This is a genomic window from Leucobacter salsicius M1-8 (assembly GCF_000350525.1).
Lineage (GTDB): Bacteria > Actinomycetota > Actinomycetes > Actinomycetales > Microbacteriaceae > Leucobacter > Leucobacter salsicius.
This window is the reverse complement of record NZ_AOCN01000022.1, coordinates 488,510-510,483: the sequence shown is the minus strand read 5'-3', so window position 1 is coordinate 510,483 and position 21,974 is coordinate 488,510. Positions and strand designations below refer to the sequence as shown.

Below are 21,974 nucleotides of genomic sequence, written 5' to 3'. Positions count from 1 at the left end.
TGGGTGCATGCATCCCCGGCGCGCGCGTCGCAATTAGCCTTCGTAGACGAAATCCGCGCCGAGGAGGCGCAGCTTCTCAATGAAGTTCTCGTATCCACGAGAAATAATGCCGAGGTTGGTGACCTTGGTCTGCCCCTCCGCGGTGAGACCTGCGATCAGGTAGCTGAAGCCACCGCGCAGATCCGGAACCTCGATTTCAGCGCCCGTTAGTGGCGTGGGGCCCGAGATGATGGCGGCCTGCTCGAACTCGCGGCGCATGACGCGACGAGCATCATCGTGCATGCCGTCCTTGTAGACCTCGATGTTCGCACCCATCTTGTTGAGCGCGTCGGTGAAGCCAAAACGGTTCTCGTAGACGGTCTCGTGGATGGTCGAAACACCCTCAGCCTGCGTCAGCGCCACGACGAGCGGCTGCTGCCAATCCGTCATGAAGCCGGGGTGCACGTCGGTCTCGATAGTGACCGGCTTCAGCGGCCCACCCGGGTGCCAGAAGCGAATGCCATCGTCGTGTACCTCGAAGTCGCCGCCAACCTTGCGGAAGACGTTCAGGAAGGTCATCATCTCTTCCTGCTGCGCGCCGCCAACGAACACGTCGCCCTTGGTGGCGAGCGCGGCCGAGGCCCAGCTTGCCGCCTCGTTGCGGTCGAACAGTGCGCGGTGATCATACCCGCGCAGCTCCTCGACGCCCTCAATGAAGATGACGCGGTTCGGTTCGACCGTGATGATCGCGCCCATTTTCTGCAGGATGCAGATGAGGTCGATGATCTCAGGCTCGATGGCGGCGTTACGCAGCTCCGTCTGGCCCTGCGCGAGCACGCTCGTGAGCAGCACCTGCTCGGTCGCGCCGACCGAGGGGTAGGGCAGCTCGATGTTCGCGCCGTGCAGGCCGTTTGGCGCCGTCAGGCTAATGCCGCTCGGCAGCTTCTCGACGACCGCACCAAACTTGCGCAGCGCCTCGAGGTGGAAGTCGATCGGGCGATCGCCGATCCGGCAGCCGCCGAGATCGGGGATAAAGGCCTCGCCGAGACGGTGCAGCAGCGGGCCACACAGCAGAATCGGGATGCGCGAGGAACCGGCGTGCGCGTCGATGTCGGCGTGGTGCGCCTGCTCGACGTTCGACGGATCGAGGCGCCATTCGCCCTCTGCCGCGCCGCGGGTAACCTGCACGCCGTGCAGCGCGAGCAGGCCCGCCACAACGCGAATGTCGGAGACGTTGGGCACGTTGCGCAGGATGCTCGCGCTCGTGCCGAGCAGCGCCGCAACCATCGCCTTGGGGGCAAGGTTTTTGGCGCCGCGCACCTCAATGCGGCCCTTTAGCGGCGATCCGCCATTGATGATGATCTCGTTCGAGGTCAACCCCACACGGGTCGCAGCCTTCTGCGCATCAATCTTCAGGCCTTCGGAATCGTTGTCAGTCACGCGGCCTCCACCGGGGTCGTCGTCGGCATCCAGCTGGGGCGGCTCTTCTCAAAGTGAGAAATAGCCTCCTCGTTGCGGAGCGTCAAAGAAATGTCGTCGAGGCCCTCTAGCAAACGCCAGCGGGTGTACTCGTCAACCTGGAACGGCACGGTAAGTTCACCGGCCGTAACCGTGCAGTCTTCAAGACTGACGGTGAGCTTCATGCCGGGATCTGCGTCGATCGCCGCCCACAATTTTTGCACGTCTTCCTCTGAAACCTCTGCGGCAAGCAAACCCTGCTTGCCCGAGTTGCCACGGAAGATGTCTGCGAAGCGGGGCGAGATGACGACGTTGAAGCCGTAATCGCGCAGCGCCCAGACGGCGTGCTCACGCGAGGAGCCGGTACCGAAGTCTGCGCCGGCGACGAGAATCTCTGCGCCCTTGAAGGCCTCCTGGTTCAGCACGAAGTTCTCGTCCTGGCGCCAGTGGTGAAACAGTGCGTCGTCGAAGCCGGTCTTCGTCACGCGCTTCAGAAATACAGCGGGGATGATCTGGTCGGTGTCAACGTTTGAGCGCTTGAGCGGAACCGCAACGCCGGTACGGGTGGTGAACTTCTCCATGGTTAGGCCCCAATCTTCACAGCGTTAGCGTCGGTTGCGTCGTGCGTGATGCCGTTCGCGGCATCCTCCTGCAGGTCCCAGGGGCTCGAGAGCGTGCCCCGGATCGCGGTGGCCGCGGCCACGAGCGGCGACACGAGGTGCGTGCGGCCACCCTTGCCCTGGCGTCCCTCAAAGTTACGGTTCGAGGTCGACGCGCAGCGCTCCCCCGGCTCGAGCTGATCGGGGTTCATGCCGAGGCACATGGAGCAACCGGCGAAGCGCCATTCGCCGCCAAACGCTTCAACGATCTTGTCGATGCCGATGGCCTCGGCCTCGAGCCGCACGCGGGCCGAACCGGGAACGACCATGAGGCGCACGCCATCGGCCTTCTTCTTGCCCTTAATGATCTCTGCGAATTCGCTCAGGTCTTCGAGGCGGCTGTTGGTGCACGAGCCCATGAACACGGCGTCAACCGGCACGTCCTTCATGGGGGTACCCGCCACGAGATCCATGTATTCGAGCGCGCGCTCTGCTGCGGCGCGCTCGTTGGGATCTACAATCTGTGCCGGATCGGGAACATTGTCACTCAGCAGGACGCCCTGGCCGGGGTTCGTGCCCCAGGTGACGAACGGCTCAAGTTGTGCCGCATCGATGAAGATTTCCTTGTCAAAGACGGCGCCCTCGTCGGTGGGCAGCGTCTTCCAGTACTCGACCGCTGAATCCCAGTCGGCGCCCTTGGGGGCGTGATCGCGGCCCTTGACATAGTCGAACGTGATGTCGTCGGGGGCGACCATACCTGCGCGTGCGCCGGCCTCGATCGACATGTTGCACATCGTCATGCGGCCGTCCATGGACAGCGTGCGGATGGCGGAGCCGCGGTACTCGAGCACGTAGCCCTGACCACCGCCGGTGCCGATCTCTGCGATGACGGCGAGGATGATGTCCTTCGCGGTAACGCCAGGGCGCAGTTCACCCTCGACGTTGATGGCCATCGTCTTGAAGGGCTTCAGCGGGAGGGTCTGCGTCGCCATAACGTGCTCGACCTCGCTCGTGCCGATGCCGAACGCGAGTGCACCGAATGCGCCGTGGGTCGAGGTGTGGCTGTCGCCGCACACGACGGTGATGCCCGGCATCGACAGGCCGAGCTGCGGGCCAACGACGTGCACGATGCCCTGCTCCTTGTCACCGAGCGGGTGTGCGCGCACACCGAACTCAGCGACGTTGTTGCGCAGGGTCTCGATCTGCAGCCGGCTCGTCGGATCCTCGATCTGCTTCGTGATGTTCAGCGTCGGGGTGTTGTGGTCCTCGGTCGCGATCATGAGGTCGACGCGGCGCAGCGGCCGGTCCGCCACGCGCAGGCCATCGAAGGCCTGCGGGCTCGTGACCTCGTGGATCAGGTGGAGGTCAATGTAGATCAGATCGGGCTGGTCGCCCTCGCCCTTGACGACGACGTGGTCGTCCCAGAGCTTTTCCGCGAGGGTACGGGGCTGTGCCGGTACCGCGGAGGTCTGAACGTTTTGCTCACTCATGCGTGCTTCATCTTTCGGTCGGTGCGTCATCTCTAACGCTGCGCTGCGCGAAATTATTTCGGCCCCTGCGCGGTGGGATCGGCCCATAGGAAGACTCCGCGACGGGTGACCGAAAAGGGTTAGGCCCCGTCGCGGCAGTGAAGAAGCACCAGCCACGATCGCATGAGCCGAGTCTAGCACCGGCAAATACGGTGACTGTGAGAGCACACGCGTGCCGTCACGAAACATGACAGTTACTGCGCCCCAACGACAGAACGCCCCGTGCTCGGTCGGGTGACCGGGCACGGGGCGTTCGTATCAGCGCGGCTGCGCCTCACTACGGGCGCAGGTGCAGCACGTACTTGGTGTCACTTACTTGGTGTCGGGAGCGTCCGTCGCCGTGTCAGAGGCGATCTCTGCCGCGCCGAAGTGCAGCGTCTCGCCGTGTGCCGCGGCGACCTTCTTGGCCTTGATTACGCTGGCCACGGTGGCGACAATCATCGCGCCGAGGATCACGCCGAGCGACATCCAGGTGCTGATGTCGGGCACCCATGCGACGGGCTCGCCGCCGTTGATGAAGGGGAGCTCGTTCTCGTGCAGTGCGTGGAAGACGAGCTTCACGCCAATGAACGCGAGGATGAACGCGATGCCGTACTTCAGGTACTCGAGACGCTCGAGCAGACCGCCGAGCAGGAAGTAGAGCTGGCGCAGGCCCATCAGGGCAAACACGTTGGCGGTGAACACGATGAACGGGCTCTGCGTGATGCCGAAGATTGCGGGGATCGAGTCGAGCGCGAACAGCAGGTCGGTGGTGCCGAGCGAGATCAGCACGAGGAAGAACGGGGTCCACATCCGCTTGCCGTCAACCGTCGTGCGCATCTTGCCGCCGTCGTAGTGGTCAGTGATGGGCATGACCTTCTTAGCCTGGCGAATGATCCAGCTGTCTCCACCGTGGTCGTCTCCCCCGGGCTTCACCTGCTGCCACGCGGTCCAGATCAACCATGCGCCGAAGATGAAAAAGATCCAGATGAACCGCTCGATGAGTGCGGCGCCGGCGAGAATGAACAGGCCACGGAAGATCAGGGCGAGCACGATGCCAATCATGAGCGCGCGCTGCTGGTACGCCGACGGCACCTTGAAGCTCGCGAGAATCAACACGAACACGAACAGGTTGTCGATCGACAGGCTGTACTCAGTGAGCCAGCCGGCAAGGAACTCGGAGCCGTGCTGTACATCGCCGAGCAGGAAGATGGCCCCGGCGAACACGAGCGCGAGCAGCACATAGAAGCCCACCCACAGGCTCGCCTCGCGCATCGAGGGTACGTGGGGGCGGCGCACGATCAGCAACAGGTCGACAATCAAGATGCCAACGAGCAGGATCATTGATCCGATCTCGAACCAGAGCGGCAGAACAGAGGTCACAGGAATTACTTTCCTTCGGTTGGGCGAGAGTACGCCGATCACCGAAGGTCTCTTCCCGACGCGGATCTGATGGCAGCAAGATCGTGGGCCTTGCGGCCCGCGAGATCCAGCGCCGGATCGCGTCGCGCTCGCACCGGCAGCGCGGTCGGCGCGCTACGTATTGACGACACGAGCGAATGCGGAATACTCCCCTTCGCGTCGACCAGTATATGTTGCGAAGCTCCATTTCGGCGCCCGGTCAGCTTTCGGCGGCGCGGCGCGCGATAACATTTGCCTCACCGATTTGTTCGCCGGTCTTGCCGCGGTAGTACCGCGTTGTGAGGCCAAGCTCTGGGAGATTCGTGAACCGTCCTCATCAAGCCCCGATCGAACGCAGTGCCGGAAGGGGCCCGGGTATTGCGTCACGCACGCTCGCGGGCTTCATTTTTGCGAGCCGTTGGCTACAGGCGCCGCTCTACCTTGGGCTAATCATTGCGCAGGCGATTTACGTCGCGTTGTTCTTCGTCGAGCTGTGGCACTTGCTCGAGAAGGTTTTCGTGACGGGTGAGGTCTCCGAGACGGTCATCATGCTGAGCGTGCTCGCGCTGATCGACATCGTGATGATCGCGAACTTGCTGATTATGGTAATCATCGGCGGCTACGAGACGTTTGTGTCGAAGATTCGCGTGGGTGGCCACCACGACGAGCCGGACTGGCTGTCGCACGTCAACGCTAACCTGCTGAAGGTGAAGCTGGCCGTCTCGATCATCTCGATCTCGTCGATCCACCTGCTCAAGACCTTTATCGAGGTCGGCCGCATGGAGGACGGTTACGTTCGGTACCCCGACGGCACCGTGCTCTACTCGAGCGAGGGCGTGTTCTGGGAGGTCATGATCCACCTCGCGTTCATCGTGTCGGCGCTGGCGCTGGCATGGATCGACAAGATGAGCCACCATGCGCCGTCAAACCACAGCGACCAGATCACCGCGGCGGACATTGAGGCCGAGTTGATGGCAGGGTCGCGACCTGGTGTCTCTGCTACTGGTGCTGGCACCGCAACTGGCGAGGCGCAGTACGTCACGATCCGGCTCCCCGCGGGTGCGCAACTCCCTGAGGGCGCAGAAATCGTATCGGAGCCCGAGAACCGCTAAGCTGGTTCCCGGCCGGTGCAAACTGGCCGCTCGCGCGAGTGGCGGAATTGGCAGACGCGCTGGATTTAGGTTCCAGTGTCTTAGGACGTGTGGGTTCAAGTCCCATCTCGCGTACGTGAGGTAAACAAAGGGCAGTAGCTTTTCGAAGCTACTGCCCTTTGCCGATGGTGCAGCCACAAGTGCAGCCACAGGCTCGAAACCTGATTTGGTGCAGCCGCTAATCTGTCTTCATGCCTGTTGCTATCGCTACCTACACGATCCCCGACGGGGCGCTCATACTGCACTGGCGGTGTGCGTGAACGAACGGATACTCGAGCTCCGCGCTGAAGGCCTCACCTACGCGCAGATCGCGGCAGAGGTCGGACTGTCCGTGTCCCGTGTTGGCGAGCTCGTGCGGGCGCACGAGCGCCGGCTAATCCTCGACTTGTCACCCGTTGGCTCGTCCCGAGAAGCGTCGACTGAACATTCGTTATCTTAGTTGCACTGATAGCTGAAGCATGATATGTTCTCTTATACCGGCGCTACGATCGGGCTTCTGGAATCCGGTGGCCTTCTCGAATCTAGCGCCGGTTTTACGTTTCAGGATAATGTGTAGCGCTCCTAGGGAACACTGTGAAACCGGCCTGGTTCACGTCTCCATTTCTCCAATGGACAGCCATCGAATTCTTCATCTGAGGCCACAGATAGTGCGACGCTTCCGGAGCGCGACCGTCCTCAACACAAGTTGCTGACGAATACGCAACCATGTCAGCGATTTGCAGCAGCTCTCTATCCCACGAACTCAGATCAGTATCCAACCAGAGAGGCTTGTCGAGTATTAGATCGAAGTTGGGTTGCACTCTCAGAGGCGCTGAGACCCGATTGCGCATTTCATTCATGCCGCCTTCTCTAAAGAACTTCTCGTGCTGCTTTTGTTGGTCCGCAATAATGATGGCGCTTTCACCAACGTAGAGCTTCTCCAAGGCAAGCGCGATTCGCTCATGAATCAGCGCATAAGCCACGCCAATAGGGTTGTGGAAAGATTCCCCCCTCGTCGTGAGGAGTCTTTGCTTGTCAACGATTGCCGTAAAGATAAGGGGCCTGAATTTAGCAATCAGAAGCCCAAGGTCATCAAAGAGATGCTCTGCAGCTCTCTGGGTCTTGATTACTGAGTACGCTGGCGGATTTCGATTAACTTTTCCATTACTGACGGAAACGAAAGTTCGCCGCAAGTGGCGCCCTTTTATCTCGCTATCTCCCCATTCTGCCTCCTCAATACTGTCCCCGAAGTGGCGTTTCTTTGTTTCGAACAGAGCATCAGCAAATGGCTTTCGGACCGAGTCCCTGATGCCAACTGCAGACAATGTGAAGTAGGGAGAGACATCAGAAGCGATTCGTTTCGGGTCGCTCGGGTCGACCTTCATCGAAGATTCCCCGTGCTCGTCTAAGTAAAAAAGAAACACAACGCCCTCATTCTGTTACTCAAATCCCAGTTTGACAAAGCTAGCAGCTTACGCGGACAGGCCTTGTTCTCGAACGGCCGGCTACTGGCTTGTCGTAGGTCACTCGTATCCTCTCTCGCATGGGAGGAATGCCGTGGAATCCGATGTGTGCCGTGACCAAAAACAGGGGCGCTGCAAGCAAACGCTCACAACGCCCCTCGACCCGCCAGGCTCCCCCTCCTGAAGAATCGTCGAAAGCTTTGCATATTGCAGCGCTAAAACGGTGAAGCTCTAGCTCAGCTCGACACTTCCTTGAGTCGGCCCCAACATGTGAGGCTACCGCCACCATAGCATCGAGCTACGGTGGCGATGCAAGGGGTATGTTTAAGATTTTTGCTCAGGCACCCAAGTGTTTGCCTTGGTTTGACTTAGCTCTCAAAATGGCCTTTACTTTCCTTTGGCCATCGCGTCTCCCCCCCTAATGTGCGATGGCCCCAGGCGGGGTCGGCTTGCAGAAGCTGACCCCGTTGCTGTGTTGCCCCCTCGCGCACAGAAAAACCGCCCCTCACTCCCGAAGGAATGAGGGGCGGAACTGTCATCGTGCGCCGTGCTTAGCTTCCACACGCTTAGTCGACGGCCACAGCAGCGTGAACGCGGCCTGCGACACAACAAGACCCAGCAGGATCAGCACGGGCCATTGTGGCATCACGTCGCCGGTCTGCCAGTAGTAGAAGCCGAGCACGATGAGCGTGAGCAAGAGACTCACTGCGATAGCGATGGTGCGCTTCCACCGTGCGGGCCACGACGGATGATTGATGAGGGCGATCGCGTACGGTGCGAGGAAACTGAGCAGAGTCAGCACGCCTGCCGGGATCGCGGTGTTTAGTCGACGTTTCGGAAAGCGCGTGTGTAACGATCGGAAAGCGTGGGTGCAACGACCGTAAAGTGCTCGCTGCACCCACGCATGACCCTTGAGCTATACCTCAAGCCCGCTATCGATGCCAGTGACCGTGTGCCTACGCATGTTCGGGCCGGCCAACTGCACGATCTCTGCGTTCGACACGATCCGATTCAATATTGACTCCGCGACCACTGCATCATGAAGTGATTTGTACCAGTCCTCGGGATCGAACTGACTCGTCACCACGGTCGCGCCCCGGCCCTCCCTCGCGGCGAGAATATTGAGGACCTCGGCAGCGGTCTCACTACTGATCGGCGTCGTGAGAAAGTCATCCAGGACTAACGCGTCGCAGGCATGGAGGTCTTGTAAGAACTTCAACCTGGCTGGATCGGTGTGGTGATAGACCGCGAGCTGGTTCGCGAGGTCATCCAACCGGTAATACCTTGCCGTGTAATCACGGCGGCAGGCTGCATTCACCATTGCTTGCGCGAGGTATGATTTTCCCACGCTCGATGACCCGAGAATGACAAGGTTTGTGCAGTGATCTACCCATCTACATGCAGCAAGTCTGGCAATTACTTCACGGTGTAACGAGCGGCCGTCGAGGTAGTGGATGTCCTCGACACAGGCGGCAGGGTTCGGGGTGCGCGACGCTTTCAACAGTTTCAACATACGACGCTCACCCCGAGCCTCGGTCTCTTGATTCAGCGCGTGCCTGATCTTCTGCGAGAACGACCACTCATCAAACGAGGGATCGTTCGCGATGTTAATGACGGTTTCACCAAATGCTGTCAATCGCAGTTTGGTGAACAGGGGCATGTCGTCCTCAGTGAGGTGCTGCTCAAACATCGGCCCCCTCCGCTCCTGGCTGGATGCCGGTGAGTGCTTCGAGGCTGAACGCCCCGGGCCCTGCCAGATGCGCGCCGCTCGTGTCGCGGCCAGCGATTCGACGCGAGTGAGGAGATTCGGTCCCCGTTGTCCTCGCACCTGATCGTATGATTTGGGGGCGCTCGTCTTGCTCAGCTCTGACAACTGCCAGCGCGTGTTTCACGGCGGTATAACTGATCTGCCTGTGTGCGTCGTTATCGGTGAGCTGTTTGCAGGCGCGTTCGAGCTGCTGCCGGCTGCCCCGCTTCCCGAGATCGAGGATGTTCATGCATGACCGGAACCCTTGTGCCTCGATCTTCTTCCCATCGAGCAGCCTCGTGAGCGCGGCGACCGTTCCGGGCCCTACTTTCGCGGCCTGTCTGAGAAAATAGGCGCGCGTCCAGAGCCCCGCCGTTTCTTCCAGATAGGCGGGCGCATGTTCAGCATCGGTGACATACCCGTTCCGATGGCTGCCGCGCTGATGCGTCGCAATCACTGCGCCATCAGCAAGCACATCGAGTTGTTCGCCGACGATACGCACGTCGACGTTCAGGCCAGCGAACTCGTACGGAACTGAGTACTTGATGGTGTCGATCTGGACATGCCAGTCGCGATGTACTTTTGCTTTGCGCCACACCACCGGCTCCCATCTCTGAGCTGGCAACTCGAGGAGACCCGTCCTCTCGGCCTCCTCAAACCAGTCCATCCGGCTGCGCTGTTCACCCCGGAACGGGATCCTGCGGTTGATCCATTCCACACGCTCTGCGACTGCTCCGTTGAGATCATCGAGTGACGCGAACACTTGATCATTGAGGTAGTGAATGACCCAATTCGTGACGACTTTCACCCCAGCTTCGACGTTCCCTTTATCTCTTGGAGCAGCTGACCTCGTGGGAACAGCAGCGGTCCGGTAATGCTCGAGAAACTCCGCATAGGAGCCGTTCACGTCACGAGCACGCGAGGCCTTGCTGATCTGGTTCGATGCCGTCGAAGCGTTGTCGGGCACGACCAGCAGGGTGACACCGTTCACGTACTCGAATGCGCGTCGGTGAGCGTCATGCCAGGCAGGTTGTTTCTCATCGAGGTAGCCATACGCGAACACGAGTCCGGAGTACGGCAGTGACGCGACGAACACCGACACCGGGGTGGTTGCTCGACTGATCGGGTCGATGATCTGCATGCGGGTGCCCGCCCAATCGACTTGCATCGTATGCCCGGGCACATGCTTGATCGGGGCGGTGAGGTCTCTCACGCGTACATACTCAGCAATAATCTGGCAGAACCGCTCGTACCCGTAATGGCGTACCCCAGCAGGAGCATCTGTTTGCAGGTATTTGGCCCAGAGTACTTTCAACGGCGGTTTCTTCCGCCCTAACCTCGACTGGACCACCTTGTCGATGTCCACTGGCACAAACCCGTCCGCTGCGCTCTTGCGTCCGTCGGAGAAGAGCCCGTCGATTTCTTCCAGCGCCAACGCCGCAACCTGTTCACTGCCGACGAGTTGCTGCTCGTCGAGCACGCGGCGTACCTTAGCGATCGTGCGCTGCGAGCAGCCCAGCCGCGTAGCAATCTCCCGGTAAGAGCGTTTTTCTATCAAAAGCAGCATCAGCTGCCGATAATCCGTCATTAGAATTCCTCTCGCCCCAGCGAACACTCGTCGCCAGGGTAAGAGCCATCCTCAGCCAGAAGCCATCGAGAGCGCTACCCGATGCTTACATCAATGCTTTCCGATCGTTGCACACGCGCTTTCCGAAGCGCCTTCTAAACACGCGGGGATGTCGATGTTCATGTTTTCTCCTGCCCGGCCACGTACTCACGCGACCATGCCAAATGTTCGTCAAACTTCGTGTCGAGCGCATCGAATTTGCCGTCAAGCTGGCGACGGTGACGCAGGTTTTCCACGTCGCGGTCATCGAGCCTGCCGATGTCCTTCTTCATGCCGCGCATCGCGTCCATGACTTCGTCGTGGCGCTCGTCCTGCTCTTCACGAAGGTTCGTTGTGTGGTCGTTCTTGACCTCACGTTTCACCTCTGCAGTGTCCTCTTTGGTCGCTGCCGTGTTGCGCACTACCCGTTGAAGCACGAGTAGCGTGATGGCTTGAAACGCGCCGATAATCGCGATCCACACACCTTCAGTCATGCGTTCCCCCTACGCGCCCGCTATTTGCCGGTGAGCTTCTTGACGAGCGCGTTGGTGGACTCCACGATGCGGCGGGTGACCCCGATCTGGTGATGCCACGACCCGATGAGGCCGCGCAGTGTGAGGGTGCCGGTTCGGCCCTTGCCGGTCTGCTTCACGGGCGTGCTGAGCACGAGCTGGGCGGTGCGCTGAGCGATCTTTTCGATGTCTTGCGGGGTCACGATGTCCTCCTGGGATTTGGGGGTGAGTGTGCGCGGGTTGATCCAGTTTCCACCTGACCAAGCACGGTCCCACCGGAGTTCCCAGTGGATGTGCACGCCTGTGGAGTAGCCGGAGTCACCGGCGTATCCGACGACTTGACCGGCTTTCACTGTTTGGCCTTGCTTGATCGCGTAGCCGTTGAGGTGGCCGACTCGGGAGATGAGGCCGTCAGCGCGGCGTATGTCGACGGTGCGACCTTCCCCGTTCGGGTACAGCCATCGGTCGCCGAGCCAGAGACGACCGGTGGCGCCGTCACCGCCGACGTACACGGCGACACCATCAAACGGTGCGAGCACCGGGTCGCCACGCTTCGCAGCCAAATCAATGCCTGAGTGCGTGCCGCCACGAGTACCGGCTTCCTCTGTTACTACGGGGCTACGCGCAGGCCAGAAAATGTCTGCCACGGTGCCCTCCTTTCGGGTATGAAAAAAGCCACCCCGCAGGATGGCTATGTAATGGTGCCCCGCTATTCGACAGGGTCTGGTGCTGGTGGTGTGGCGGCGAGCTCGGCTGCGATCACGTCTCGCACTGCGGCGAGAATCATGTCGTCAGGGATCGACGTTTCGCACTCGCCGGGCTTCTCGCACTCGCACCGCCCGTACGCTTCCGCCCACCCGGGCGACGCCATGAACCGGATACGTCGGTCATCAGCCCACGATTCGGGCCGATCCACGATACCCTCCGCCGCAGCACACGCAGCGATACGCATGATCAGGCCGTAGTCGCGGGCCATCTGAGACTGAACTAGATACGACATGTAAGCCTCCTACGGCAACGGATAAACAATGGTGAACTGCGATGACGTGCGCGTTGCACCGCTCCTGTTCGCTACTGCGACAGTCCCGTTGGAACGCACAAACGCTGTTCCCACATATCCGCCAGCAAGCCATGCTGCAGCAAACCTGTTTGTTGGTGGCCGTAGTTGTGTTGGCACGCCTGACCAGACGTCTTGCGCAGCACTTTCCGCGATGTCTCCGAAAACGTAGAACCTCAGCACGACCCACCCTGACCGAACCTCATACTCCGCTTGTGTCTCAGCAGTGATGCCAGTGGCCGGGGTGCCAGGTAGCGGCACCAGACCAACGGTGTCTTTCGATGCGTCTGGGAGCAGGCACCATCTGCCGCTGCTACGAACGTACTCGCGTCCCTCGCTGGTCACCCATGCGTGAGTGCCGTCGATAGGAGCCCACGCGTCGAGCTGCGACTTGAGTGCGAACGTGTTGAAGCTCGTCGTCACTCCCGGCCCAGACCGCTTCATCGCTCCCAGCGGCTGCCCGTACTCGTCGTACAGGGTGATCGCGTCACCCTCAAGCTCCCACCGTTCACCAGACTCAGCCGTGCCGATCCTGCCAGTGAAATAGTTATCCTCACCATCTATGCGTCCAGTTCGAGCGCCAAGCGAGTTGAAAAACTCTGCCCCGAACTCTTCCGTGAGCCTCCATCCCCTAGCCGGCTCTACCTTCGCAAAAACGGCGGATTGGATATTCCAGGCGAACCCTGCTCGCAATGTGTACGCGAGGCCATGCGTGCCAAGCAGTGAGGTGAAAGTGTCAGCTTGGGGCGCAGTCTTATATGGGAGTCTCTTGTTGCTCCCGTTCCCGAGCCAAGCGGTTTGCTGCGTGCCATCGATAGACCATCTTGCGAATGAATCACTCGTGACTGATCTCACCGCACCGCCACTCGTGCCACTCCCGAACGGACCGCCCCCACCACCAGCCGTATACGTTGCCTTAACACGACACTTGACGGTGCCGGTAAACGCCGAATCCCACCATTCGACAATGTTGCCGACCTTCAGCTCTGGGGCAGAAATGGTGCGCGTATGCAGCACAACCCCTGTTGTTGCGTTCACCACCTCGAATGCAGCCGACGCAACAAACCCGACCGTCTCGTCGGTTAGCTTCTCGTAGGCCAAGCGGATATTCCACCGCTCACCGGCGACAACGCTAATCACAGCAGAGTTGGTGAGATATGTTGTTTTCTCGGAACCGGCACCTGGCGCGCGCGAATCTACTGCTTTGAACGTCGGGTCAGGTGCACCGCCATTCATGCTGAGAGATTCATTCCACGTGGCGTTCGCTTTGAATGTGTACGGGTTGGTGAGCGTGCGTGGCGTGATGTTTAGCCACGAGTAGTTGGGCATGACGATACTGCCAGTGCGCCGAGAACCCGGCGTGAGTGCCAGGTCTGCCTTCACTGAGCCCCAATTCCGGCGCGCCTCACTCCCACCAAGTATCTTCGCCGCAGTCCAGGCCTGATCCCAGGCAATTGTGTCCCGCTGTGTGGCAGCCGCGTCACCAGCGTGCCCACTCAGCACCCAAGCCGAATTGACGGCAGACACAAACTCAGGATCATCAAGGACATTCGCGCCAGACCCAAGCGTGGACGATGACGCAATGGTAGGAGCCTCAATGTACCCGCCGTAGAACTGTGCTCCTCTGGCTGTCTTGAAGTCGAGAGCATCAGCAGCGATAGCGCCAGCAGTAACGGTGTCGTCCTTGATGCGAACCGTGCCGTCTTCGCCGATCACAAGAATGTCATCAGCGATGATCTGCTCTGGCACAAACCCAGCACCGTCCCAGACGAGTACCTGCACCGGCACCAGTACGCCATCACGATCCTCGTCGCGCACCCACTGGTCACCCTGCACCCAGCCACCCTCAGGCGGTGCGGGCTCGGTAGCGCCGCGGCGTCGCGAGTTCTTCCCGTTAGACGTGGTGAGTGCGTTAGCGGCGTCTTGTGCCGCCTGCCCCGCTGCAGCTAGCGCAGCATCAATATCTACAGCACCCTCAATGGCACGCATGCGGCCCTCGTGTGCCTCATCGTCCGCGTCCGCGGCCTGATCAAACACGTCCCCCATATCAGGGATCGCATCCGTCACCTCAGCGAGATCACCCGCATCAGCCGCAGCACCAGACCCCAAGATCGTGTCAGCATCCATCCCGTCATCGAGATAGCCCACATCCGATGCCAGCTCGAGCGTGGCCTCCCCCGTACCGACAGCACCCGACAACACGTCATCAAGATCAATATCGTCGTCGCCCACACTGACCGTCGACCGCAGCACCTGCACGGTACGCGACAGGCCCGCCAAATCACGACGCTGACGCGCCGCTGCACGAGCCTGCTTCCGCAAACTCAACTGATTTGGCCTGACTAAAGTTCCGACATGGTTGTCCGTTACATCGTCAGTGCGGGCAACGGTTCAGTGACAGCGTAGTACGCCGCTTCAACCTCTGCAGGGGTACGCATATCAAGCTCCCCGTGAAGGCGTTCGTTGTTCCACCACCACACATATTCCAACGTCGCAAGCTCGACCTGCTCGACCGTTTTCCAAGGCCCCTGCTGCCTGATCAATTCGGCTTTGTAGAGCGCGTTCACTGCTTCAGCCATCGAATTGTCGTAGCTATCGCCGACTGTCCCGGTTGACGGGATCGCGCCGAGCTCTGCGACCCGGTTGGTGTAGACCATCGACATATAATTCGAGCCGTGGTCGCTGTGATGCACCAACCCCTCGAGATCACCACCGGCCTGCCAGGCCGCCATCTCAAGCGCTTGCAACGGCAATACCTCGGCCTTGAGTGTTGAAGCGACATTCCAGCCGACGATTCTGCGCGAGTACACGTCGGTCACGAACGATACGTACGCGAACCCAGACCACGTCGCAACATAGGTGATGTCGACGACCCACAACCGCTTCGGTGCTGCCGCAGTGAAGTTCCGATTCACGAGATCACCTGGCAGCCGGTCCGCCGGGTCGCTCTTCGTGGTGAATGCCCGTTTCGAGCGTTGCACGCCGCGTACTCCAGCGATCTTCATGAGCCGCTCGCAGGCGTCACGGCCAATTTCCCAGCCCTCACGCCGCAATAGGGCATGCATTTTGCGGCGACCATACACGCCGTAATGCTTGTGGTGGAGGCGCGTGATCTCCGGGATGAGGATCTCATCACGGAGGTGCCTAGCTGAAGGCAGCCGGTTCCTCGCTGCCCGATACCCGCGTGAGGTGAGGAAACCACGGACTGCCGCACGTAGCGTGCGGCAGAGGAACTCGACCCCGAAACGATCACGATACTTATCGATGAATCGGATCATTTCGATCGTGGCCGGTCGAGTTCCTGCGCGAAAAATATGCTCGCAGCTTTGAGAACTTCATTCGCTTTCCGAAGCTCCGCATTCTCGCGGCGCAACCGACGGTTCTCTTCATTCATATCGGTGGTGACACCGGGCTTCGCGCCAGCGTCGACCTGGGTTTGGCGATGCCAGACGCGAAGCGTGTCGGGCGAGACTCCAAGGAGCCCGCCGATGTGTTTACTCGCCGCATGAAGACTTGCGTGTTCGGGTAGAGCTTCGGTGAGCATGCGGAGGGCGCGCTCACGGAACTCGGGTTCGTATTTCTTGGCCATGGTGTTCCTATCCTTGTAAAAGATCGGAACTTTAACCAGGCCAAATCAGTGAGCCTTTCATGAAGGCCATCAACTAGCTACCCCGAGTGGAAACCAAACTGTAGGTCAGGTCACCCTGTCACCTAAACGTGCATCAGACCCGGTTCGCCAACAGGAGGGACGTCTTGTGACTCACCGTTGGCCTGGAGATTCCCCCGCCGGCGGCGGCGCGACGATGACCTACGGGTACCGTCAACTCAAGACGCAGCTCGATGCGTCGTTCCATCAGTGCTACGCCGAGTACACGCCTGCATACGTGGAGACGGAGCATTTCACCACCGGCCTTGCTGTGCTCCGGTGGCACCTTCCAGATCGGCCGCGTCCTCGCGGAGCTCGACCCCACCGCGTCCGGTGGCGTTGCACTCAACATGGCCCAAAGGCCAAGACGACATCCACCAGGTTCCAGGACGCCAGCATCAACGGCGACACCGCCGTCGACGCCCACGGCTTTGATGGACTCGACAATGCACACTCGACCTGCTCGATGACTTCCTCGCTCTCCTCAACGGCACCCCGACCGTGATCCTTGGCAACGCCAAGCCACTCGCCAAAGTGCGTGCGATCGTACGCTACTCGTCCAGGTACCAGCGAGAGCCCATCGAAGGCCTCGTTGGTACCCACGGGAACCCGATCACCCGTAAAACGTACGGCGGTATCTACTTCGCCTACCCGTGCAACAAGGCAGGCACGAACACGCCGATCATCCAGATCACAGCAGGCAAGGCGAGCCTGTACACCTACCGTGCTAACTTTGACGGTTTCCACAGCTTCTTGACCTCGAGGGAGCGTCTGGCAAAGACCTGGCTGCCGGACTTCTCGAATGTGAAGGCGGTGCAGGAGGGCGGTATAGAGTTCGGCCCCGTCGGTGTCGCTCTCAAGGCCGCTGCGGTGCTGCGGTGCTGCGCGACACTACCGTCTATCCACCCCCGTGTGGGCCACACCAGCACGGTGCGGCCCACACATGCACGACCCTCCCAAAGCGGGAACATCGAGTCTCATCTCGCGTACGTCAGTTAGGCCCCGCTCTTAGCTTTGTTTCATTGGGAAGAGCAGGCTTTTTGCCTCCCCAAAGTACTCTGCCAGCAACAGACTCCGCGTTTCATTCGCTCATGCCGATGCCAATGAGATGCCCATATGAGGAGCCGAGGCACTCACCGGTGGCTTCTGGGAATGGGAGCGCAGCAAGATCGCTTCGCCGCCCATCGATGATTTCTGCAGATTCAGCGACGGACGGGCTTCGTGCGCCTGCCGGGATTCGCGTCCCCGGGAGTTCTGTGTCATTATTGTGAAGTCCCCAGTCTCCCTCCACGGAAACTGGGGACTTTTTGCATTCTAGGCGCAGGTCCATGACCAGCCCCCGTCTCGGGCACGTGGGATCCACACAAGGCCGTAGCTATTCGAAGCCACGGCCCGTTGTCGTTGGTGCCGCCACCGGCTTAGCACGAACGGGACAAACTAGTAGGTGTAACCGCCACCGCCTCCGGTGCCGCCACCACCCATGCTCATGCCAGCGAATACGCCGGCAATAATTCCAACCGCAAGTAGGATCGCGACCGCGCCAACGACGACCGCTGCCATAGCGATCCCATCGGCAGAGTGCCTGGTACGCGCAATGATACCGAGGACCACCGCGACCGCACCGAGCAGGCCACTCACAACCGTGGCAGGTGTGCCCACCGGGATGATCGCGTAGACGATGGTGACTAACAGGGCTACGGCGCCCACGATCAAAGCGGTGAGCGGAAGGCCTTTCGAATGGGAGAGATCGTGCGTATTCATGACAATGCTCCTTTGCTCGATGGAGCTGATTCTATTCCGGAGAAGAGCATCCAAAAGGGCATTGACACAGACGCCACATCGTGGAGACAAACTGGCCACGCAAGGCGGCCTGGGTGGGATTTTATCGCAGTATGATTCCCACGCCCATGAGGGCCACACTCAGAAGCGGAAGTGCCCCCTGGGTCACCGCCGCGACCCATTTTGTGGGAGACGAGACTCCCAGCACGACGGCCGCGGCAAGCATTGATCCGGCGCCGGCGAACACCAGCGCAAGGCCGGTCTCAGGCCGACCTGCGAGGTAGAGAATGATGCCAACCCCGGTCACGATGGCGAGAAACAGGTTGTAGAAGCCCTGATTGAACGCCATCTCTTTCGTGGCAAGGGCCTCGTTCTCGCTCGTACCAAACGTGGCCCGAACGCGGCGGCTCGTCCAAACAATGGACTCCATGTAGAAGATGTACACGTGGAGCAGGGCTGCGAGGCCAGCGATCACCAGTCCGATAATGACCATGGTGGATAGCCTACGCCGACCGCTGCCGGCAAGCTATGGCTTGCGTCGCTCAGAACAGGCGCTTTTCGAGGTGGGTGAATTCGAGGTCGTCCCGCAGCGGGCGCCCGAATCGTTCGTCCGCGTAGGGAAACGGCGTGCGCTCGCCCGTGTCGCGAAATCCTCGTCGAACGTAATACGCAATGAGCTCCTCGCGCTGTCGCACGACGGTCATGACCATGTGGGTGCTGCCCCAGCTGTCACGGGCAAGCCGCTCGGCGTAGTCGAGTACCGCGGCGCCCACGCCCTCACCCTGGCGTGTGGGGTCGACCGCGAACGTTCCGAAGTAGCTACGTTCTCCTTGCCGCTGCAGCTGGCAACAGGCCAAGAGGCGCCCATCAAGGGCGTTGCCACGCACCAGCAGCATCGTTGAGTCGGGATCCGCCACGATCCCTCGGATCTCAGCTTCGCTCGTGCGTGATCCCTCCATCACATCGGCCTCGTGCGTCCAACCGGCCCGGCTGGACTCGCCGCGATAGGCCGAATCGATGAGCGTGACAAGTGCGGGCACGTCTGATTCGGTAGCAACGCCGAACTCGAGGGTCGATTCCATGCCCATCATCCTAGTAACGAGTAACACCCCGGGTTCAGCTACCGCTGCGCTTGGCCGCACGCTCGGCCTGATACCGGCGTAAGTCCTCCGCAGTGGCTTCTGCGTCGGGATCAGGACGCGCCATGACAACGATCAGCAGCGTCGCCAGCGGCCCGATAAACAGGCTGCCGAGGAACCAGACCAGCCGGGAACGGCCCTTCTGCTCAGCCAGACCAGCGTTGATGATGGCGAGCGTGAACCAAAAGGTACTCACCGGGAGAAAGCCGTCCATGCGGTCTATGGTAGCGATCTGGCCGTAGCCGCTGCCCGTACGTTAGCTCCGAGCGCCGGCGCGCAGCTCCTCGGCCTGTTCAAAAGAGTGCTTCCGCAACGCTGACAAAACCGCTCACCGAACGAGGCGGCGCACGCCAGCACGCGCGAGCATAAGCGTCACGACGAGCAGCGTCACCGCAAAGAACCCTCCGAGGTAGACCGCGTCGCCGAGTATGACGTCCGTGAGCCATAGGATGAGCGCTTTGCTGCCACCGCCCACGAGCGACAGTGACACCGCCGCGACGACCTTGACCCGCATCGAGTCTGCGTTCTTGAATCGCGTGACGATCGTGGTTTTCAGCCGCACGACGACCTCGAGCACGACCTTGAGGAGCACGGCAGTAATGAGCGATGTGAGAAACGACTCGCTGATCACCTGGGGAAACAACTGCGTGAAGGTGCCCAGCACCACCGTGTAGACGAAGACGTCGATCAGGTCGGTGGCGCGAATGCGGGGCATGGAGCCATCGTAGGGCCAAGCCGGTCGACAGGCTTCTCGCTCGGTATGGAAACGCTACCGCTCCTGGTTGCGGCGGCGCGCCCTCCGGGCCGCCTTTCGGCGCTCGTACGCGGCCTGTTCCGTGGCCCGCTGTTCACGCCTGGCAGCGAACTGAGCCGACCGAGCCGTACGCTCGAGATCATCACGATCTCGCCGCGCACGAGCGCAGCGTTCACGGGCTCTCTGTTCTTGCACGCGGCGCACCCCCAACACCAGCACGATCACCCAGGCGAGCGTCGCTACGACACCGTACGCGGTGAGCATCCAGGTGTCGAGCAGGGTGGGCACGGTCCCCGCGGCTTGGGCCGGCACGTCGCGGCTCAGTAACAGCCAGTTCGCAACGGCCCCCGTAACCATGAACCCCGCGAACACTCCGAACGGCACGAGAGTCACCACCATCCATACGATGCGCCGAGCGGCAGTGCGGGGCTGCTTTCGGTACCCAGCCTGGAACAGGGCTGCGGACACCGCTACTCGCCTCCGCTCCGCTGCGCCGCGAGGTACGCGTTGTACTCGTCCAACGCCGCGTCGTCCGCCGCCTCGCGGTGCTGTGCGGTGCGCAGGTCTCGCCGGCGCCACTTCGATAGCGTCACGATGAGGGCGATGATGAGCGGCAACTCACCGTAGGTCCACATGAGCGCTCCGCCCACTGACTGGTCGAGCGCCCGGCTGATCCCCGCGGTCACGGGCTCCCCCGCGTACGCCGCAAACATCGGCGGCACGCTCAACAGCAGCACGAGCCCAAACACCGCGTGGATCTGAATCTCAACGAACACCTCGACGAGGCGCACCACGAACGAGGGTCGGCGCGGCAGCGGGTCACGCGCCCACAGTGGAGCCCCCGCAATCACGCCGAGCACCAAGAACGCGACGAGCAGCAGCGTGTGGCCTCCGGGCCAACCCAGCACCACGCTCACGAAGTCCGTCAGGTAGAGCCCCGGCAGCATCGCCGCCGCGATCACCAGCGCGGCCAGCGGATGCAGCAGCACGCGCGCAATGCGCGAGCGGTAGCCACTCAGCCCGATCCGGAGCAGCCCCCGGCCCAGGCCCAGCCTCGGGGTCGCTGTGAGCAGCAGGCGCCCCGGCATGCCGATCATCAGGAGCGGCGGCGCGACCACCATGAGCGTGAGTTCTTGAAACAGCAGGACCGAGACGAGGTCTTCAGCCAGGCCGGTCAGCCGGGTACCGGTCACGAGAATCACCAGCAGGCTGCCCGTCACAAACGAAAGCGTGGCGACCGGGCTCCAGCGTTGACCACGGCGCCACAAGCTGACGGCCCCCGCGAGGTACAGCCCCAGCGCGATGAGCATGAGCCACGCGACCGGGTTCATCTCCCACAGCGGCACTGGCAGAAACCACGTCGGCGAATAACCGGAGGGCTCGCTAAACAAACGCACCTGAGGGCCTCGCAATCTGTTCGACGCCGCGCAGCAGTGCCGCCGACACGACCCCGCTCGAGGTGGGCGAGGCTATGAGCGGCTTGTTCACGATCGAGAAATCGTAATCACCCGAGGTTCCCGAGGCCTGAATGCGATGGTGAGTCAGGTGCGCTTCCGGATCGGCGACCAGCCGCACACGCACACCCTCCCAGAGCCCGGTCGCCGCCGCGAGTGCGACCCCGACGTTGAGGGAGGCCGGAAACAGTTCGATCGCCTCGTGCACGCTGCCTTCGAACAGGGTGAACGCGGCCCGCGTCTCGCGGAGCTTTCCGGCTTCGCTGGCGCTCATCCACGGCTGCACGAGCGTGCGCGCGAGCTTCGTCGAGGTCAGCGTGACGGTGTCGAGGCCGTGGTTTCGGGCCGCGGCCCCCAGCAGGTCGAGCCCGCCGATCGCGCCAGCGGTCAGGTAGCAGCGGCCCGGGCCCTGCTCGACGAGCCGGGCCCGCAGATCCGGATCAGCCAGCGCGCCCAATGAGGCAGGCAGCAGCGAGACCCCGGCCGCAATGATGCGCGGCCCAGTTGCGCGGAGGGCCTCCCCCGTCGCGCACTCGACGATCAGGTCGCTCTCGGCGAGCGCCTCCTCGAGACTCAAGGGCCGGATCCCATCGCTCGCGGCCCGCTCAGGCACGCGCACGATCGCGCCCACCAATGTCGCCCCGGGGACTTCATTCTGAGCGAGGGCCTGCGTCACACGGGCGCCGATCGCGCCGTAGCCCAGCACCGCAACACGAAGAATTCCAGAAGCAGTCATGCGTTC

At 61.3% G+C, this 21,974-nt stretch carries 23 protein-coding genes and 1 tRNA gene; 3 read left to right on the top strand and 21 right to left on the bottom strand.

Annotation, left to right across the window (positions count from 1 at the left end):
• Positions 1-33: 33 nt before the first annotated feature.
• The 4 genes from murA to C795_RS0111435 all read right to left on the bottom strand — a co-directional run bounded on the left by murA (position 34) and on the right by C795_RS0111435 (position 4,927).
• Positions 34-1,362 carry a UDP-N-acetylglucosamine 1-carboxyvinyltransferase gene (gene murA / locus C795_RS0111450; protein WP_051053807.1) on the bottom strand — a complete coding sequence of 443 codons (1,329 nt, stop codon included), beginning with the start codon at positions 1,360-1,362 and terminating at the stop codon, positions 34-36.
• A gap of 53 nt (positions 1,363-1,415) precedes the next feature.
• The gene (gene leuD, locus C795_RS0111445; protein ID WP_017793896.1) at positions 1,416-2,018 is read right to left on the bottom strand and encodes a 3-isopropylmalate dehydratase small subunit; all 603 of its coding nucleotides are present in this window, start codon (positions 2,016-2,018) and stop codon (positions 1,416-1,418) included.
• Between the two features lie 2 nt (positions 2,019-2,020).
• Positions 2,021-3,526: a 3-isopropylmalate dehydratase large subunit gene (leuC, locus tag C795_RS0111440; protein WP_017793895.1), complete on the bottom strand. Its 1,506-nt coding sequence runs from the start codon at positions 3,524-3,526 to the stop codon at positions 2,021-2,023.
• Between the two features lie 351 nt (positions 3,527-3,877).
• Positions 3,878-4,927 (bottom strand): TerC family protein, encoded by a 1,050-nt coding sequence (locus C795_RS0111435; protein WP_017793894.1) that lies wholly within the window; start codon positions 4,925-4,927, stop codon positions 3,878-3,880.
• Between the two features lie 341 nt (positions 4,928-5,268).
• Between C795_RS0111435 and C795_RS0111430 the strand changes: the two genes are divergently transcribed.
• Both C795_RS0111430 and C795_RS0111425 read left to right on the top strand, forming a co-directional pair.
• Positions 5,269-6,057 carry a TIGR00645 family protein gene (locus tag C795_RS0111430; RefSeq protein WP_017793893.1) on the top strand — a complete coding sequence of 263 codons (789 nt, stop codon included), beginning with the start codon at positions 5,269-5,271 and terminating at the stop codon, positions 6,055-6,057.
• A 32-nt stretch (positions 6,058-6,089) separates the two neighbouring features.
• A tRNA-Leu gene (locus C795_RS0111425) sits at positions 6,090-6,171 on the top strand.
• A 458-nt stretch (positions 6,172-6,629) separates the two neighbouring features.
• Here the strand turns inward: C795_RS0111425 and C795_RS0111415 are convergent.
• The 9 genes from C795_RS0111415 to C795_RS0111375 all read right to left on the bottom strand — a co-directional run bounded on the left by C795_RS0111415 (position 6,630) and on the right by C795_RS0111375 (position 16,049).
• A complete protein-coding gene (locus C795_RS0111415; RefSeq protein ID WP_017793891.1) occupies positions 6,630-7,499 on the bottom strand; it encodes a DUF3800 domain-containing protein in 870 nt (289 codons plus the stop codon).
• Between the two features lie 574 nt (positions 7,500-8,073).
• The gene (locus C795_RS0111410; RefSeq protein WP_017793890.1) at positions 8,074-8,340 is read right to left on the bottom strand and encodes a hypothetical protein; all 267 of its coding nucleotides are present in this window, start codon (positions 8,338-8,340) and stop codon (positions 8,074-8,076) included.
• Positions 8,341-8,454: 114 nt separating this feature from the next.
• On the bottom strand, positions 8,455-9,228 hold the full coding sequence (locus tag C795_RS0111405; RefSeq protein ID WP_017791934.1) for an ATP-binding protein: 774 nt from the start codon (positions 9,226-9,228) through the stop codon (positions 8,455-8,457).
• The gene (gene istA, locus C795_RS0111400) at positions 9,221-10,873 is read right to left on the bottom strand and encodes an IS21 family transposase (RefSeq protein WP_017791933.1); all 1,653 of its coding nucleotides are present in this window, start codon (positions 10,871-10,873) and stop codon (positions 9,221-9,223) included. The genes C795_RS0111405 and istA overlap by 8 nt, the downstream gene beginning before the upstream one ends.
• A gap of 158 nt (positions 10,874-11,031) precedes the next feature.
• A complete protein-coding gene (locus C795_RS0111395) occupies positions 11,032-11,385 on the bottom strand; it encodes a DUF2746 domain-containing protein (protein WP_017793889.1) in 354 nt (117 codons plus the stop codon).
• Positions 11,386-11,405: 20 nt separating this feature from the next.
• Positions 11,406-12,050: a M23 family metallopeptidase gene (locus tag C795_RS0111390; protein ID WP_017793888.1), complete on the bottom strand. Its 645-nt coding sequence runs from the start codon at positions 12,048-12,050 to the stop codon at positions 11,406-11,408.
• A 62-nt stretch (positions 12,051-12,112) separates the two neighbouring features.
• Positions 12,113-12,403 carry a hypothetical protein gene (locus C795_RS0111385; RefSeq protein WP_157487081.1) on the bottom strand — a complete coding sequence of 97 codons (291 nt, stop codon included), beginning with the start codon at positions 12,401-12,403 and terminating at the stop codon, positions 12,113-12,115.
• A gap of 9 nt (positions 12,404-12,412) precedes the next feature.
• Positions 12,413-14,782, bottom strand: a complete 2,370-nt coding sequence (locus C795_RS0111380) for a hypothetical protein (RefSeq protein ID WP_198008465.1) — start codon at positions 14,780-14,782, stop codon at positions 12,413-12,415.
• A 44-nt stretch (positions 14,783-14,826) separates the two neighbouring features.
• Positions 14,827-16,049, bottom strand: a protein-coding gene (locus tag C795_RS0111375; RefSeq protein WP_157487079.1) for an IS3 family transposase whose coding sequence is annotated in 2 segments (ribosomal slippage) — positions 14,827-15,776 and positions 15,776-16,049 — 1,224 coding nt in all. Because the reading frame shifts where the segments join, the coding sequence is not laid out codon by codon here.
• A 558-nt stretch (positions 16,050-16,607) separates the two neighbouring features.
• Between C795_RS0111375 and C795_RS16660 the strand changes: the two genes are divergently transcribed.
• A complete protein-coding gene (locus tag C795_RS16660) occupies positions 16,608-17,105 on the top strand; it encodes a hypothetical protein (protein WP_051053793.1) in 498 nt (165 codons plus the stop codon).
• A gap of 438 nt (positions 17,106-17,543) precedes the next feature.
• Here the strand turns inward: C795_RS16660 and C795_RS0111360 are convergent, their stop codons facing one another.
• The 8 genes from C795_RS0111360 to C795_RS0111325 form a co-directional block, all read right to left on the bottom strand.
• Positions 17,544-17,867 (bottom strand): hypothetical protein, encoded by a 324-nt coding sequence (locus tag C795_RS0111360; RefSeq protein WP_017793884.1) that lies wholly within the window; start codon positions 17,865-17,867, stop codon positions 17,544-17,546.
• A 121-nt stretch (positions 17,868-17,988) separates the two neighbouring features.
• On the bottom strand, positions 17,989-18,378 hold the full coding sequence (locus C795_RS0111355; RefSeq protein WP_017793883.1) for a DUF1304 domain-containing protein: 390 nt from the start codon (positions 18,376-18,378) through the stop codon (positions 17,989-17,991).
• A 49-nt stretch (positions 18,379-18,427) separates the two neighbouring features.
• On the bottom strand, positions 18,428-18,967 hold the full coding sequence (locus C795_RS0111350; protein ID WP_017793882.1) for a GNAT family N-acetyltransferase: 540 nt from the start codon (positions 18,965-18,967) through the stop codon (positions 18,428-18,430).
• 34 nt (positions 18,968-19,001) lie between these two features.
• Positions 19,002-19,238, bottom strand: a complete 237-nt coding sequence (locus C795_RS15910) for a hypothetical protein (RefSeq protein ID WP_017793881.1) — start codon at positions 19,236-19,238, stop codon at positions 19,002-19,004.
• Between the two features lie 114 nt (positions 19,239-19,352).
• The gene (locus C795_RS0111340; RefSeq protein ID WP_017793880.1) at positions 19,353-19,739 is read right to left on the bottom strand and encodes a hypothetical protein; all 387 of its coding nucleotides are present in this window, start codon (positions 19,737-19,739) and stop codon (positions 19,353-19,355) included.
• Between the two features lie 54 nt (positions 19,740-19,793).
• Positions 19,794-20,246, bottom strand: a complete 453-nt coding sequence (locus C795_RS0111335; RefSeq protein WP_033349543.1) for a hypothetical protein — start codon at positions 20,244-20,246, stop codon at positions 19,794-19,796.
• A 2-nt stretch (positions 20,247-20,248) separates the two neighbouring features.
• The gene (locus C795_RS15905; RefSeq protein WP_051053805.1) at positions 20,249-21,109 is read right to left on the bottom strand and encodes a cytochrome c oxidase assembly protein; all 861 of its coding nucleotides are present in this window, start codon (positions 21,107-21,109) and stop codon (positions 20,249-20,251) included.
• A 52-nt stretch (positions 21,110-21,161) separates the two neighbouring features.
• Positions 21,162-21,968: an aspartate dehydrogenase domain-containing protein gene (locus tag C795_RS0111325; RefSeq protein WP_017793877.1), complete on the bottom strand. Its 807-nt coding sequence runs from the start codon at positions 21,966-21,968 to the stop codon at positions 21,162-21,164.
• Between the last annotated feature and the right edge of the window lie 6 nt (positions 21,969-21,974).